The organism is Paenibacillus plantarum (genome assembly GCF_013141695.1).
Taxonomy (GTDB): domain Bacteria; phylum Bacillota; class Bacilli; order Paenibacillales; family NBRC-103111; genus Paenibacillus_E; species Paenibacillus_E plantarum.
This window is the reverse complement of record NZ_WHNY01000068.1, coordinates 1-16,669: the sequence shown is the minus strand read 5'-3', so window position 1 is coordinate 16,669 and position 16,669 is coordinate 1. Positions and strand designations below refer to the sequence as shown.

Sequence of the window (16,669 nt, the reverse complement as noted above, 5' to 3'; positions counted from 1 at the left end):
CCGATCGGAACGGATAAAGAGGGGAATGAAATTACGCTGATTGACATCCTTGGCAGTGAGGCAGATGACGTAGTCGATGCTGTTCAGCTCAAGATTGAGAAGTCGAAGATTTATAAAAACTTGGAGATTTTGGACGATCGTGAGAAGGAAGTCGTGGTTGGACGGTTCGGGTTGGAACTTGGTGGTGAGGAACGGACGCAGCGGGAGATCGCGAAAGAACTGGGGATCAGTCGCTCCTATGTGTCGCGGATTGAGAAAAGGGCGCTTATGAAGCTGTATCATGAGTTTTATAAGGCGAAGCGGTAATACGTTAGGTTGAGAATCGCATTCTTCATTTATTTGGTTTCAGATAATGGAGGCGAAGACAATGACAGCCTTAATCCTAATTGAGCATGTTAGTAAATTCTATCACATGGGCGGGGAGACAATCCGCGCCCTAGATGACATTTCGTTAGACATCGCGCAAGGTGAATTTGTAGCCATTATGGGACCGTCAGGCTCTGGAAAGTCCACGCTGATGAACATCATCGGCTGTTTGGACGTTTCGGACGAAGGGGTTTACACACTTGACGGGAAGCAGATTCACGCCTTAAAAGATGCACAATTGGCCGAGATTCGTAATCGGAAGATCGGGTTTGTTTTTCAGAGCTTTAACTTACTGCCTAGGTTAAACGCATATGAAAATGTGGAGTTACCATTGATCTATCGCGGATTATCGAGAAAGCAACGTGAGCCGTTGGTCTTACAAGCATTGGAAGCGGTTGATCTGCTGGATCGTCGGAAGCATATGCCTTCTGAATTATCCGGCGGCCAGCAGCAGCGCGTGGCGATTGCAAGGACGTTAGCTGGCGATCCACCGATTATTTTGGCGGATGAGCCAACGGGGGCTTTGGACTCGAAGACAGGCGTGGAGATCATGGATATTTTCAGACAGCTGAATGAGCGGGGGCGGACGATTATTGTGATTACGCATGATCGGCAGGTTGCGGAGCAGGCGAAGCGGGTTGTGAGGTTTCGGGATGGAAGGTTAGTTAATTGAAATGCACAGTATGTGTAACAATGAAAAGCCTTACGAGAAAAGTCGTAAGGCTTTTGTTATGTTAATAATAAAAAATAATAAATAGTGGGCATTGTGGGAGATTTGTTTATTTTAGAAGACTGAACCTTGTTGTTTTGAGAGAAAGTTCACATATTACATCATCCGATACTCTTCCGGTGTTCGTCCAGTTAATTTTTTGAAGACCCGGAAAAAGTATTTTGGATTGTTAAAACCTAATGATTTTGCGATTTTGTATACTTTTTCCTCTGAATTCTTCAACATTAATTTGGCATTATCAATTCGAACCGAATTGACGTAATCAATGAAATTTTCCCCGGTTTTTTCTTTGAACAAGTAGCTGCAATAACTAGGGTTGATGAAGAAAAGAGATGAAATCTTCTCAAGCGTCAATTCCTTGCGATAGTTTTTTTGGATATACGTTTTGACGTTATCAATTAGGTTTTGGGAACCATAGATTTTTTTCTCTTTAAATATTTCCGCAATGTTAGGCAATACATGAAGAAAATAAGAACGTATGGTATCGATTTCAAATGAAGCTTCCATCACTGAATCAAAGCTAGCTGAGGACGAATTTTTCATGATTGAATCAAAGTATTCCGATAATACCCATCTTACTTCCTGAATTAATTTTTGAGAGCATCTTTTGATAGAAGAAAGTGTGATTAAGGGTATTTCTGTTAAAAAAGTGAAGTATTCAGATAGTAATTCTTCTACCTTTTGAATATTGCCAGCTTCAACGTGGAAGAGTAGTTCGTCTGTTTTTTCCCAATCAGGAACCGCCAATTCGGAATGTTGGTCATAGAAGCTATAGATATGGCTTGTATCGTGAATTGGTCTATCATTTAGAGCCGAGATCGATTGTTCGTAAGCTTGATGAAGCTCAATAAGTGTTGTTTGGGCTTGGCTGATACCGATAAAAAGATCTTGTGTAATATTTGCTCCACTTGCTTGAAAATATGTAGAAGCCAGTTGAGCAACAATATGCGTATCTTCGTCCTGACTGAAATAGAAAAGCAAGAGGCTAAGCTGTTCATTATGAGCATGCTTTAAATAGAGGCAGCTACGACAATTTTGAGTCAAGAATCGACCTGCAAGTTCGTGATGAGATTTGTCTGAAGCGTAGGCTGTCACGACGAAGAAGCTCTGTGCATTGAGCAGTCGATTGGAGATGTCGGATATCAATTCTGGCGCTTTATTTTTGCTGTAAAAACCAAGGGCAATATTACTTAACGTTTGGAGATCAGAATGATATTTGACACCCTCATTCTCTGCTTCCGTGGTCTCGAATTTTTGTTGATTTGCATGTTCTTGGTCGATCAAAGCAATTGCTTTTCTTAATGTATCGTGGATCTCTTCGCGGCTAAAAGGTTTTAATAAATAACCAACGACTTTGGCTGAAATGGCCTCCTGCATATATTCGAAATCCGTGTATCCGCTAACGACGATAATTTTTTTCTCGGGAAAGTCCAGCTGGAGAACACGAAGGAATGACTTTCCGTCCATTTCTGGCATTCTCATATCCGTGAATATGATATCTGGATTTGCTTGTTTGATTAATTCAATGGCATCGATCCCGTTATCGGCTTCGCCAGCGAAGGTGATATCCTGATCGAATGCTTGTAGCTTTTTTAGCATCCCTCGCCTGATAAGGGGTTCATCATCGACAATAATATAACTGTACATGTACGTTCCTCCATCAATCAATTTTGGGTATGCAGATCGTGACGGTGGTTCCAATGCCTGACTGGCTTTGAAGGATGAGTCCATACTCAGGCCCGTAATAAAGGGAGATTCTTGAATGAACGTTTTTTAGACCTATACTAGGTTTGTTTTTTTGACCAATTTCTGAAAACTCAGGTGGTTCAGCCAGCAAATCCCTGACTTCTTGCACTTGCCCTGGTGTCATCCCCACGCCATCATCGATAATATCAAAATAAATCTTATCCTCCATCACATATCCTCGAACAACAATTCTTCCTTTACCTCGTTTACTTTCTAAACCATGGTAGATCGCGTTTTCAATTAGTGGTTGAACAACTAACTTTAATATTTTTGAATGAATCAAGCCCTCTTGAATATCTAAGATAAATTCCATTTTTTCTTCATAGCGAATTTTTTGTATAGCTAGATAGTTATTGGCATGAGATAATTCCTCATCAATGTTAACAAGTTCACTTTTTGTCTTAATGCTATATCGAAACATGTCGCCTAACGCTTTGGTCATGGTTGCAATACTTTCAATTTCTTCAATTTCAGCAATGCTGTTGATAGACTCTAACGTGTTATAGAGAAAATGGGAGTTAATCTGAGCTTCAAGCGCTTTCATTTGCGAGTTCAAGGTTAGTAGTTTGTTCTGATAGCTGTCTTTAATATAGGCATTGATATCTCTAATCATATTGTTGTATTCCGTATATAAAATGCCGATTTCATCCATACGCTCGAGCTGTTTTTTGGTCATTACGAGTTTATGGGATTTATTCTTTCTCATGATAATACTAAGTTCGGTAACAGGTCTAGTTATTAAATTTGATAGAAAAATGGAAAGTAGAATAAAGATCACAGCGCAAGTCAACGAAATATAAGTGATTAATTGTCTAGAAGTTCCGAATTGCTTTTTTATTTCACTCAGTGAAATGGAAGAAACAACCTTCCAATTAATATCGGGAAACGACTTAATTACGGTTAGCGCCCCCGCATTGCTTTCTTGAATAATTTCGTCTGAATGATCTAAAGACTGAACCTTTGTAAGTAAATCATTCTGTAAAAATTGCCCGATTTTGTCCTCAGAATTATTAAATAAAATTTTCCCGCTGCCATTTACCAAATAAATGCTTGTAATATTGGGGAGGATATCTCTATCTAATCCTTTGAAAATGTCCAAACTGCAGTCCAACATTAGCACACCTAAAAACTGGTGTGTTTCAGTGTCGTACAGCGCTCTTGAGAATGTAATTGAAGGTTTGGCATTTAAAATGAAGTTTTTGGTATCAACATCACTAATATACAATGTTCCGTTTTTTTGAATCGTATTGAGGTACCACATATCTTGGATAGGGGAGTAACCAAGTTTCAGATCCGATCCGTTTCCATAACTTATATACTGGCCATTTGGAATGAATAAATAAATGCCATTAATGTAGCTATACCCGGAAAGAAGATTTTGGAAAATGAAGCGCATATTATTTCTGATCGTAAACAGTTCAAATTGATCCTGAATATTCGTAATTCTTTTTAGTTGATCTGCGACCGTGATAATTCCTGTTGATGAGTAATTTTGTGACTGCTGTTGAAATGTAATTGTGATTCGCTCGATATTTTGAAGAATGTTATCGACTCTCTCCACCGAACTGCTGATCGCATTCGACGAAACGAGTGACACTTGTTTGCTGACCAAATTCGTGTAGTTTCGATATGAGCCGAGTGTAACAATAAGTACGGGAATAATGGAAATGATGATAAATACGAAAAATAGCTTTGTTTTTATGCTCAAAAATGTCATATATCCCCCTTGAAATCCCAAAATCTAAAGAAAGTATACCAAAAGGTCTAGAATAAGTATACTGAGAATCCATCTATACTGAGAATGTAAACAAGAAGTACAAGAGATAACGAACAAACCTTAAGGGGGACGATTTTTTGAGACACATGAAAAAGGCATTAACGAGTGTTACGGTCATTTCAGCTTGTATGGTATTAATGAGTGGTTGCGGTAGCACATCGGGGACATCAAGCTCGAGCACCCCAAGCTCAAGTACACCAGCAGCTTCAACCGCTGCTGCTAAGAAAATTACTTTAACTATGATGGTCTCTGGTACGAAAAATGCTAGCGGAGAAGACTTTGTTCTGGACACTCTTCCAAAGCTGGTGCATCAGAAATTCCCTAACATTACGTTAGAAACACAAAAGCTTCCTGACGATCAATATAATACTTCAGTTAAGACCAAGCTAGCAGCTGGAGAAGGTCCTGATATCTTTCTAGAATTCCCAAAAATTGGAACAATGGGCGCCATCGACATGGCTAAGGCTGGATATGCTGCAGATTTATCAGATCTCACGTTCTGGAACAACATTGGTAAATCAGCAAAGGATGACATGTCCTATGAAGGTAAGCCCTATGCAGTAGCGCAAGGTATGGATATTTTGGGCACTTATTACAATAAAGATTTATTCCAAAAGGCAGGTATCACTTCTTTACCTAAAGATTGGGACGCATTCCTTGCAGATTGCCAGAAGTTAAAAGATGCAGGGGTAACACCAATCGTAATGGGTGATAAAGACAGCTGGTGGATTCAATTCGGTCTATATCAAATCGCAGCGAATACCGTTTATCCGGACGATAAAGCATTTGATACAAAGCTTCAAGCCGGGCAAGAATCACTTACAAGTCCTAAATGGGTGAAAGCGATTTCCATGTATAAGGAGTTGTACGAAAAAGGTTATATCGTTAAAAACTCCCTTGGAATTGGAAGTGCTCAAGCTAATCAAATGTTTAATGATGGCAAAGCTGCAATGGTTCTAGATGGAACTTGGGATTATTCGGCACTTACTACTAAGGGCGCTGTAGATTTCCAAAGAGGATTCTTCCCATTACCTGCGAATGAGACAGGAAAGCCGCAATGGATGGCTGCTGCAACTGCATCCGGTTACGGAATTAATGCTAAGTCTGCTAATCTTGCTGCTGCCAAAGAAATATTTAACTACTGGTTTGACGGTAAGTCTGACTTGTTCCAAGCTTGGGTGAAGTCCGGTAATTCAATTAGTTCATATAGTGGAGTCCCATTAAATCAGGAACTTTTTAAGGACGCTGTCACACAATATCAATCGGGGAATGCGATCTACTTCAGTAACCAAATGTGGCCTGCTGGTGTTGCCGAACAATTACAAGCTAAATTCTCTGAGATTATCGGTGGGAAAAGCACCACACCAGAAGAGGTAGCTAAGTCTATGCAAGAGAAGTTTAAACAAACTTGGAAAAATTAGATTGAAGTAATATTAAAATGTTTGAAGGGGGATAGTCCCAAGCTATCTCCCTTTAAATAATTGATTTAGAAGGAAGGCTCCGTGATGAACTCAAATGTGATGAAGAAAACGATGTATTTGTTTGTATTACCTGCACTAATTTTTTATTTACTCTTTTGGATAATACCTATTTTAAAAATCTTTCAATACAGCATTTCGGACTATAACGGATTCGTTCAAAAGTTTAACTACGTTGGATTAAGTAATTATAAGTCTTTAATCCATGAAGGTATTTTAGGGCTTTCGATTTCGAATACGCTGATATATACCGCAGTTTCCGTGATCTTCGGTAACATCATTGCCTTATGCCTTGCTTTTATACTGAATGCCAACATTCGAGGGAAAGGTTTCTACCGCTCTGCCGCTTATATTCCTACTTTGTTCAGTGCTATCGTTGTTGGTTTCATTTGGAGCTATGTCTATATGCCGGATGAAGGACTAATCGCTACTTTTCTGAAATTAATCGGCATCAAAGGAGTAGAGATCAATTTCTTGGGAAGCTATGGGTCGGCCCTGTATGCCATCATCGGTGTTGATATATGGAAAAATATTGGAACGAGTACGATTATTTTTCTAGCCGGCTTGCAAACCGTTCCTCACGATTTAATTGAAGCAGGGAAAATAGATGGATGCAGCTCATGGAAGTTAACGAGATTTATTAGACTTCCTTTACTTGCAACTTCGATTACAATTAACGTCACATTGAGCGTCATTAATGGTTTAAAAGCCTTTGATTATCCGTTTATCATGACAAATGGTGGACCTGGTACATCAACGAATACATTGATCTATGCTGTATATAAAATGGGGTTTGTTGATCAATTGTTCGGTAAGGCCTCGGCATTAAGTGTCATTTCGTTTGGTATGATTGTTGTCATTTCCATTTTCTTCGTACTTAAATTAAATAAACGGGAGGTGTCGGTATGATGAACCATTCCATTGTTAGGAAATCTCTGACACATATCGGCATCAGTGCGTTGTTAGCGTTAAATCTGGTTCCTTTATTGATTGTGTTATCTAGTTCTCTTCGTTCTCCAAACAATATGTCAAACCCGATTCATATGTTCACAGAATTCACCCTGCAGAGTTATCGAATTGCTTTTAATCGAATGCACTTCGGGCAAGCTTTTCTCAATAGTATCGTTCTCACAGGAGTTTCCCTTATCTTTATCGTTTTATTTACCGCTATGGCGGCATATCCAATCGCACGGATTCAATCACGCTTAAGTCGATTTTTATATCTATTCTTTCTATCAGGTCTTGTCGTTCCAGGGCAAATGGTACTAATTCCTATTATGCAAATGCTGCATACCTTGCACATACCAACTACGCAATACACTCCAATATTGATGTTTATTACTTGCAGTATTCCTTTTTCTTCTTTTCTATATACAGGCTTTATTAGAAGCAGTGTTCCTATAGAAGTTGAAGAAGCAGCTCATATAGATGGAGCTGGGTTATTCCGTAGATTTTGGACAGTGGTATTTCCGCTACTGATTCCAGTTACCGTATCTGTCGTTATTACGCAAGGTGTTTGGATATGGAATGATTATTTTTTTAACATGATATTTATTACAAAAGCAAGCCAGTCTCCATTACCACTCGCTATGTTAGGATTCCTAGGAGATCAACAGAATCCAACAGCATGGAACGTTTTATTTGCAGCATGTTTCCTTTGTGCATTACCATTGTTAGCTATATTTGCAGTTCTTCAGAAGTATTTCATCGGTGGGTTAACTGTAGGTGCTATGAAAGGCTAAATTTACAGAGGCAGGTTAAAAATTATGGGTAGAATTCAAAGGTTCGTAGATAAAGCTGATCAATTGACGCCTACTTTAATTCAGTCAACTGTGTATCCTAAGCAAATGATTGAGGTTATACAGGATTCAGAAGCGTTTCAGGGTTGGAACGCCAGAGGGATAGGCAGTGTCGATACGTTGCAACAACAAGCATTCGGTAAAGATGAGAGCTTCATTCTCGATTTTGGCGATCATCAAGTTGGCTATCTTACGTTGTCGATAAAACCAGTTGGGAGTCCTCCTGATGCACCACTTCGACTCAAACTGATTTTTGGCGAAATGCCTTGCGAGATAGGCGAATCTTTTGACGATTATGAGGGCTGGTTGAGCCGTTCCTGGCTACAAGATGAAATCATTAATATCGATATTTTACCATGCGAAATTAAGCTTCCTAGGCGTTATAGCTTCCGATATTTGAAAGTCACGGTCGTGGCGACTTCAGTGAAATATAAGGTTGCCTTTGAGGATATTCATTGTACTACGGTTACATCGGGTGATTTGTCGATAATTCCTTCACTTCCAGAAACACTCACAGATGATTTGAAAGTGATGGACCGAATCGGGATTAAGACGCTTCAAGATTGCATGCAGACCGTTTTCGAAGATGGTCCCAAGCGAGATCGGCGATTATGGATTGGTGATTTAAGGCTGCAAGCTCAAGCTAATTATCTTACGTTTCAAAATTATGACCTGGTCAAGCGCTGTCTTTATTTGTTCGGGGGCATGACTCTTGAAGGTGGTGAAGTAGGCGCGTGTTTGTTTGAAAAGCCAGAGCCTCATGTGGACGACACGCTTCTATATGATTACTCGTTGTTCTTTGTTGCAACGTTATGTGATTACTACATGGCTTCGCGTGATAGGGAAACATTGATTGATCTTTGGCCAATTGCCATGGATCAGATAAAGATTGCAGTACGTAGGCTTGATGATAGGGGGATCGTAAAAGATGATCCTTCATGGTGGTGTTTTACAGACTGGCAACCAGAACTGAATAAGCAAGGATCTGCACAAGCGATTTTGATTTATTGTTTGAAACGAGGATTAATTTTAGCTGAGGAATTAAGTCTGGCTGATTCTGCAGTTTTAATAACGGAGTATATTAGCTTGTCCACTGAAGGAGCACTAAAACATCTTTGGTGTGAAGAAAAGGGCTTCTTTGTCAGCGGCTCGGAAGAGCAAGTATCCTGGGCTACACAGATCTGGATGGTGCTTGCAGAAGTACGCGATGCTAAGGCAAACGCTAATCTTCTTGAGAAGTTATTTAATGAAAATCCGGACATAGGGTTGTCTACACCGTATAGTTATCACCATTTGATTGAAGCATTAATTCAGAGTGGCTTAAGGGATAAGGCTTTAGAGCAATTGAGAGCCTATTGGGGCGAAATGGTCAAAGACGGTGCTGATTGTTTCTGGGAGTTGTACAACCCGATGGATAAGCGATTGTCACCTTATGGTAGTAATTTGATTAATAGTTATTGTCATGCTTGGAGCTGCACGCCGACTTATTTTATAAGAAAGTATTATTAAAGTGAATAAGAGAGCCCTAATCATTTTAAATGATTAGGGCTCTCTTATTCTAAGCAGCAAAATACCACTCTAAAAGTACCTATTAATATAGTCATGGTTTTAATCAGCTGCGCAGTGCTTCGTGTTCCGATACCCTAAAATCTAAAAAAAGTACACCAAAAGGCCTAGAATAAGTATACTGACAACTCATTTATACTGAGCATGTAAACCTGAAGAGCAAGAGATAACGAACAAAATCTTAAGGGGGAACGATTCTTTTGAGACAAATGAGAAAGCGTTAACGAGTATATGGTTTTAAGTTGCACTGAATGAACCAAAATGAAAGCGTTTGCTAGTAAATGAAATAAGGAGTGATAATAGAAGATGAAAAAACTTTTGAAGTCGAAAATACTTTGTAAGCGGACTGCTACCCTTGGTATTGCACTTACATTATCTATGTCAGCGTTTTCTTCAGTAGTGTATGTACCAACTTCGGTTTCTGCAAGCAGTATTACGTTCAATAAACAAGTAGGTGGGGTCTTTGACGGTATGCCGCTATTCGACGGTAATCCAGACCACCTTAATGCTTTCGTAGATGCCTATTTCGAGTACATTGGACTAGAGGGCGCTGCTCTTTACGCAACTGGAATTCGTGACAACTATACGATGGTTATGGCTGATAATCCGAATAAGGGGAAGGTAATTCCCGGAGGGCTAGCTGCAGCAGACAACGTGTATGGGGTATCGACAGACTTTCCGGCTTTAGTCGGCTTAGGTCAATCCTGGAACAAGGACTTATTAACTGAAGTCGGTCAAGTAATGGGAAGCGAAAAGATTAGTCAAATCAACGTTAAACAAGGTGCTGCTAACATTCATAACGGCGCAAACGCTTCGAAGCCTATAGCATTCACTGCACTTTCGGATCTTCGTATCAATCCATTGAACGGCCGGTTTCCTGAAGGGTATGGAGAAGATCCTTATTTGGCAGCTACAATGGTCGATAATATGGCGGCTGGACTAGCTGGTACGAATCAAAGTAATAGCAATGATGGTTTCTGGCAACGTGCGGTTGTCGGTACGAAGCATTATTCATTATATAATGCAGAGTGGTTTCGCCAAACTTCCAGTACTGCTGCAGGCGCAAGAGCCATCTACGAATATCAGACGCCTTCAGCGTTTAAAGGCCTAGCTTCCGGTTCAGTTTCCGGTGTTATGACCTCCTTCGGACGTACCAACGGCATACCCAATATTATTTCTCCTTACATGATTCAAGGAAACAATATTGCCCGGTACGGCATGTACTCTTCACCAGATTTCAACGGTGAAGCGCATTTGTTCAACACTAGCTTTAGCAATGGATACGATACTCAATACACGCTTGATCGTAAACATGCGCTTGCACTAATGGTGCTGGCACATTCGGAATCAGTGAGAGCCAGCGGGACTGATAAAACAGATGTCGTGACACTGGCTAATGCGGTAAATGAGGGACTTTATGGTATTACTCTTAAAGATGTTCAAGAAGCGGGTAGACCTTTGGTAAACCAACTTGTCCGCATAGGTTTCTTCAACGAAGTAGATGCAAACGGAGTTCCTTTAAATTATCCGTTTGCCAGCCAGGCAAAGGATGTTTCTTCAAACTTAACAAGTTTTAATACACCGGCACACCAGCAAGTTGCCCTTCAGGCCGCTAGGGAATCAGTGGTCTTGTTGAAAAATACCGACGAGGCTTTGCCACTTATGAAAAATAAGAAAGCCGCAATAACCGGCATTTATGCAGATATGAGGATGAAGGCACAATACTCTGCGACTACGCCGAACATTACTAATTCTGGTAAAACCTCCTTGTATTCTATCTTGAATACGATCGGGGCAAGCAATGTGCAATATGCGAATGGCAGTGAGGTTGTTGCACTAAAATCCGTTCAAAACGGGAAATACTTGACAGCAGGTTCTGGAGTGGGTAGCCAACTGAATGCAAATTATTCGCCAACCGATGACCAATTTACTGATGCGCAGTTATTCGAGGATATGGACTGGGGACAGAATGCTGATAGCTTAAAGTCCAAAGTCAATGGCTTATGGGTTACAGCACCTACGTCAAACAGCGCAAGTGTAGGCAATACGGCTTCGGCTGCACTAACTTTGACGAATCCTGACTGGACAACTCTTACAACTTTAGCAACTAATAGCACCATTCCTCCGAAATTACGTATTGAAAAGAACAATGATAATACGCTTTCCCTGGTATCTAATGGTTTAGCATTCCAAACAGGTATCTTCAACGGACGATATTTAACAACAGCGGTAGATGGTAGTGTTGTTACCGATTCTGCAACAATTGGAAATATCACAAACTTCAACAACCGATCGAATGCAGTCAAGTTTGAAAAGACAATCATTAAACAAGCTGGTGCGGATGTTAGTGCCATGGCAAATACGCAAGATTATGCGCTGGTTTTCGTTGGTGCGCATCCGAGTAATAGTGCTGCTGAGGGAAGTGACCGTGCTAGCCTCTATCTAGGAGATAACGATTATAAATTGGCCCATAACGTTGCAGCAGCTTTCTCAGCCAAAAATAAAAAGACCATTGTAGTCGTGCAAACTAGCTCGCCAGTCATTCTTGAAGAGCTACAGAATGACCCTAATATTTCCGCTATTGTCACTCAGCCTTATTCCGGAGAATTCGACGCTCAGGGATTGACGGATGTTCTGTATGGCGATTACTCGCCTACTGGCAGACTCACAGCAACATGGTATAAGAATATGAACGCTCTTCCATCAATTGACAAGTATTCTATTCCTGAAGGTAACACAACAATTACGTCTTTAAGTCAATTAGATCCACGTTATGTGTCAGACATGAACAATGCCGATCCATCTGAAGCAAAACTGACCTATATGTACACAGATGCTCCAGTTACCTATCCGTTTGGGTATGGGCTTGGCTACGCTGAATTTACTTACAAAGATTTTGTTGCACCTGACGCTGCAAATAGCAAAGTGAAATTTAATGTATCAGTTGAAATCACGAACGAGGGCTCAATTCCTACTTCCGAAATCGTGCAACTTTACATTAAGAAAAACGGATCTGCCTATGGGCAGTACACACCTGGTGAAAAATTGGTATCTTATGAAAAAGTACCTCTTACTGCAGGAGAACACAAAGTAGTTACCCTTTCTGTAGATCCAAAAGATTTTGCGATTTGGGACGTTAACAAGGGCGATTATATCGTTGAAAACGGTGCTTATTCGCTTATGGTAGGCCATTCCTCTGATGATATCCGTGCTGAGAAAGTTGTCAACATCTCTGGAGAAAATGTTTCATCCTTGAAAGGAACAGATGGTTTCAATGTATTCGATCATTCGTTCGCTTCTCATGCAGTTGTTTATAATGAAGCTTCTAAAGAGCGTACATTAGAAAGCTTGAGGGCAGATAAAGTCGCAGGTGAATACTATACTGTGATGTCTAAAGAAAATGGTTCATGGACGGCTCTTCCAAACGTTGATTTTACAGGCGCTCAAAAAATTACAGCAAGAGTGGGCACTAAAGGAAGCGGAGGTACTATTACTTTGCGCGCTGACTCTCCTAGTAATCCACCTTTTGCTACTATTCAAGTACCAGTTACAGGTAAAGTGACCTACGTAATGCCCACAGCAGCCGATCAAACGGTAAATGAACTTGGCTACGTGGACGTTGAAACAGTAGTTACTAATGCACCTGTAGGACAACATACGATTTATGTTGTATTTAATGAGCCTGACCTTCGTATTGACAGTCTAAAAACTACGCAAAATGCGTTAACGATCAATAAACCGACTGAGAATAATGTACTTCCAGGCGGCAAGGTAGGAACTTCTTATAATCAACAGCTTGATCTTGGTGTAGTTGGCGGTACTGCTCCATACACATGGAGTGTTACAGGGCTTCCGCAAGGTCTAAGTTTTGACGCTCCGACGATGACGCTTACTGGTACTCCGGCAGTGGGTGCAGATACATCAAGTCCTTATACTGTTCAAATTAGTGTAACAGACTCAATTGGTGCAACGGCATCCATTAACAACTCGCTAGTTATTCTGTCGGCTTCGTCCTCATCAGCATTTTCGGCAGCCTTAACGGGTGTAAGTAGTGTCACAGCAGGCCAGGATTTTAATGTGAATTATGGCTTGGTAAACGTTACCCAAAGTGTATATGCACAGGATTTGACGGTTAACTTCAATGCATCACAGCTTCAATTGCTTGGCGTGCAATCTCTAAAGACTGGATTCGAAGTCATTGACAGTCACGAAGTAGCTCCGGGACAAGTACGCATACTTGCGTATACACAAGGTGAAGAAAACGCCATTAGTGTAAGTGGAGAACTTCTTCAATTGCAATTCAAGGCGGCAGTCTTGTCCAATACGGTCACAAGCTCCGTGTACTTATCCGATGTGTCAGTTTCCGACGATAATGGTACGCTATTACAAGTAGGACATGGTTCCACTTACAACGTGAGCATAAGTCCTGTCTCTGCTGTTGATAAAGCTGGACTGAATACTGTTATTGCTTCTGCGAATGCATCGTTAAATGAATCTTTAGAAGGTATTCTGTGGGGGCAATATCCTGTGGGTTCTAAGGCTTCTCTACAAACTTCGATCAGCGTAGCACAAGCAATTTCAAATAATGCAAATGCAACACAGAATCAAGTAGATCAAGCAATTACGCTGCTTAACAGTGCATTGCAATCTTTCATTGGTTCGATTAATACGCATGCTACTGTTGGGGATTTAGGAGTATTGTCGAAGTACTACAACAAAACATCTATTTCGGCTAACTGGAATGTGTTTAAACGCTATGATCATAATAATAACGGCAGAATAGATATTACTGATCTTGCTTATATCGCAAGACTTATTTTGAACTACTAACAGATTAGTATAGAAGTCTAGGGGGAAGGCAGATTTGCCTTCCTTCCGGCTATTTTGTACGAAGGGAAGAAGAACTTATGATTCCAAAATTACGTTCAATTAGCTTGAAACTAGCAATTATGTTGCTTTGCACATTAGCGATTATTCCTATGAAAACTGCACAAGCAGAAACAACTCCACAATTTCTTTTGACTACGACTAACGATACTTCTATTGTTGGTAACGATATTATAGTTAACCTAAACGGGTCACAGTTGAATGATTTATATGCATATGAAGTTAATTTGACCTTTGACTCCAACAAGCTTCAGTTTAAGAATGCAGTAAGCGGATTACCAGGTGGATTTTCAGTTAATCCTATTCTAGATGGGAATAAGATTCAATTAGCGCGAACGATTGTAGGGGCATCTTCGGGGTTAAACGGGGATGCTAAGCTTTATACCCTTACATTTAAAAGTATTGCTTCAGGAACCGCAGACATATCACTTTCAGGAGTGACCCTTGTGAACTCGCAGCTTGATTCTACAGAAGTTGCAACCAACGCTAAAGCAGGTGTTACAATTACCAGTGGTGGTGGTGGGGGCTATCCTTCAATTCCAGTAAGTAACGACTCAAGCACTACAATTACACTAACACCAGATATGCTCACTAAAGACGGCGATGAAAAAGTAATTGTAGAAGTATCGAAAGCAGTTAGTGTAGTAAAAGTACCACTTAACCTTTTTGAGATTAATGATCAAACCAGTTTAGTAGTTATGAAAGAAAATCTCAGTATGGAGTTTCCTGCGGGGTTGCTTTTTGAATTGAAGGGTAATATGTCAGAAGACCAGATGAGAAATAGTGTGATTTCCCTAACAATGACTCCTCTATCTACATCTGACTCTAAAAATCTGATAACGGGAGCTGGGTACTTATCTGGAGCTAACCTTAACTTAGCTAGTGAAGTATATGAGTTTAAATTGGAATTAATAAATGAAAACAACCAGTCAACTCTAATAACGAAATTCACTAAACCAATTACATTGAGGTTTAAGCTTGATCCATCCGCGAACGAGAAGCTAGTCTCTATTTATTATATTGGGGATGATGGTACACTCGAATTTATTGGAGGTAATATCAACAATGAGGAGATTGTAGCTGAAATTTATCATTTTAGTAAGTATGCAGCTATTGAGTTTAATAAACAGTTTGTCGATGTTCCAAACGATCACTGGGCAAGTGATGTGATTAAACAGTTAGCAGCTAAGCAAATTGTTAATGGTACAAGTTCAACTACTTTTGAGCCGAATAGAGAAGTGTCACGTGCTGACTTCACGGCGTTATTAGTGAGAGCATTAAAATTAACAAGTAAAGGCGACATTGCGTTCTCTGATGTAACAGAATCGGATTGGTTCTTCAACGAGGTATCAATCGCTGTTAAAGCAGGGATCGTTGAAGGGAAAACTGATTCAATATTTGATTCTGTATCTTCTATTTCACGTGAAGAAATGATTACTATGTTAATGCGTGCATATCAGATTCACCATAATGAAGCTGCTGCTCTAACTAGTAGCAATTTTATTGATGAAAATATGATTTCCTCTTGGGCATTGCCACATGTAAAAAGCGCAAAGATGTTGAACTTAGTTCAAGGTCGTGAAGGAAATTTATTTGTACCTCATGGAGTTGGTTACAGAGCCGAGGCTGCACAGATGATTTACAATTTAATGAATGTATTAGAAAAGAAGTAGTTTCAAAGTGCGAAGCACCAATAGATCTAAATTGTTTTATTATTAAATAATGAAATATTGAAGATTTTTTTGTAGGCTATGATATTAGTACTGGAACCTGAACTTTGCCGGGAGTTATTAAAGTTTTGAAGTAACAAATTAAGTTATCAAATTAAATAGGAGTTCACTTTCGGGTGAACTCCTATTTAATTATGTGTATGGAGGCAGGAATTCACTAAGTTCCCTATGGAATAAGCGAATTCATTTGTTTTTGCGAGCGCGGCTAGCTTCTGCTCCAAATGATTGAGTGAAGGTCAAGTATGGTAAAAGGGAACTCGTTTGAATGTTACTAACATTAAGGTGGATAGCATAGTTAAATCACTATTTACCTTGCTTTGTGTTCACATCCTCAAAAAATTCGACAACACCGGAGAAGATTTGGAAGACCTGATCTCCATCGGGACGATTGGACTGATCAAAGCTATCGAGTCCTTCTCCCCGAACAAAGGGACAAAACTGGCGACTTTTGCGGCGCGTTGTATTGAGAATGAGATCTTGATGCATCTGCGCTCACTGAAGAAGACGCGCAAAGATGTATCTTTGCATGACCCGATCGGAACGGATAAAGAGGGGAATGAAATTACGCTGATTGACATCCTTGGCAGTGA

General features: G+C 40.1%; 10 protein-coding genes and 1 pseudogene. 9 read left to right on the top strand and 2 right to left on the bottom strand.

The window, feature by feature from the left end; translation table 11 throughout:
* Positions 1–306, top strand: a 306-nt coding sequence (locus GC096_RS26330) for a sigma-70 family RNA polymerase sigma factor (protein WP_171634362.1), incomplete at its 5' end; no start/stop codon positions are given.
* A 61-nt stretch (positions 307–367) separates the two neighbouring features.
* Entirely contained in the window at positions 368–1,039 is a 672-nt protein-coding gene (locus tag GC096_RS26325; RefSeq protein WP_171634360.1) for an ABC transporter ATP-binding protein, read from the top strand.
* 153 nt (positions 1,040–1,192) lie between these two features.
* Here GC096_RS26325 and GC096_RS26320 read toward each other — a convergent pair whose 3' ends face one another.
* Together GC096_RS26320 and GC096_RS26315 are read right to left on the bottom strand one after the other, a co-directional pair.
* Positions 1,193–2,743, bottom strand: coding sequence for a response regulator transcription factor (locus GC096_RS26320; RefSeq protein ID WP_171634359.1), 1,551 nt, complete (start codon positions 2,741–2,743; stop codon positions 1,193–1,195).
* 13 nt (positions 2,744–2,756) lie between these two features.
* Positions 2,757–4,559, bottom strand: coding sequence for a sensor histidine kinase (locus tag GC096_RS26315; RefSeq protein WP_171634358.1), 1,803 nt, complete (start codon positions 4,557–4,559; stop codon positions 2,757–2,759).
* 146 nt (positions 4,560–4,705) lie between these two features.
* On the opposite strand from GC096_RS26315, the gene GC096_RS26310 reads away from it, so the two are divergent.
* The 7 genes and pseudogenes from GC096_RS26310 to GC096_RS26280 form a co-directional block, all read left to right on the top strand.
* Entirely contained in the window at positions 4,706–6,040 is a 1,335-nt protein-coding gene (locus GC096_RS26310) for an ABC transporter substrate-binding protein (RefSeq protein ID WP_171634364.1), read from the top strand.
* 84 nt (positions 6,041–6,124) lie between these two features.
* Complete coding sequence (locus GC096_RS26305) at positions 6,125–7,006, top strand: carbohydrate ABC transporter permease (RefSeq protein WP_171634357.1); 882 nt, start codon at positions 6,125–6,127, stop codon at positions 7,004–7,006.
* On the top strand, positions 7,003–7,839 hold the full coding sequence (locus GC096_RS26300) for a carbohydrate ABC transporter permease (protein ID WP_171634355.1): 837 nt from the start codon (positions 7,003–7,005) through the stop codon (positions 7,837–7,839). The genes GC096_RS26305 and GC096_RS26300 overlap by 4 nt, the downstream gene beginning before the upstream one ends.
* Before the next feature lie 24 nt (positions 7,840–7,863).
* Positions 7,864–9,405, top strand: a complete 1,542-nt coding sequence (locus GC096_RS26295; protein ID WP_171634353.1) for an alpha-L-rhamnosidase-related protein — start codon at positions 7,864–7,866, stop codon at positions 9,403–9,405.
* A 363-nt stretch (positions 9,406–9,768) separates the two neighbouring features.
* Positions 9,769–14,292: a glycoside hydrolase family 3 C-terminal domain-containing protein gene (locus tag GC096_RS26290; RefSeq protein ID WP_171634352.1), complete on the top strand. Its 4,524-nt coding sequence runs from the start codon at positions 9,769–9,771 to the stop codon at positions 14,290–14,292.
* A gap of 77 nt (positions 14,293–14,369) precedes the next feature.
* Complete coding sequence (locus tag GC096_RS26285) at positions 14,370–16,022, top strand: S-layer homology domain-containing protein (protein WP_171634350.1); 1,653 nt, start codon at positions 14,370–14,372, stop codon at positions 16,020–16,022.
* A 372-nt stretch (positions 16,023–16,394) separates the two neighbouring features.
* Positions 16,395–16,669 (top strand): annotated as a pseudogene (locus tag GC096_RS26280) (sigma-70 family RNA polymerase sigma factor); the annotation flags it as partial.

Coding starts and splice junctions, on each gene's coding strand:
- GC096_RS26325 (WP_171634360.1), top strand. CDS start 368: ATGACAGCCTTAATCCTAATTGAGCATGTTAGTAAATTCTATCACATG.
- GC096_RS26295 (WP_171634353.1), top strand. CDS start 7,864: ATGGGTAGAATTCAAAGGTTCGTAGATAAAGCTGATCAATTGACGCCT.
- GC096_RS26310 (WP_171634364.1), top strand. CDS start 4,706: ATGAAAAAGGCATTAACGAGTGTTACGGTCATTTCAGCTTGTATGGTA.
- GC096_RS26315 (WP_171634358.1), bottom strand. CDS start 4,559: ATGACATTTTTGAGCATAAAAACAAAGCTATTTTTCGTATTTATCATC.
- GC096_RS26305 (WP_171634357.1), top strand. CDS start 6,125: ATGAACTCAAATGTGATGAAGAAAACGATGTATTTGTTTGTATTACCT.
- GC096_RS26290 (WP_171634352.1), top strand. CDS start 9,769: ATGAAAAAACTTTTGAAGTCGAAAATACTTTGTAAGCGGACTGCTACC.
- GC096_RS26320 (WP_171634359.1), bottom strand. CDS start 2,743: ATGTACAGTTATATTATTGTCGATGATGAACCCCTTATCAGGCGAGGG.
- GC096_RS26285 (WP_171634350.1), top strand. CDS start 14,370: ATGATTCCAAAATTACGTTCAATTAGCTTGAAACTAGCAATTATGTTG.
- GC096_RS26300 (WP_171634355.1), top strand. CDS start 7,003: ATGATGAACCATTCCATTGTTAGGAAATCTCTGACACATATCGGCATC.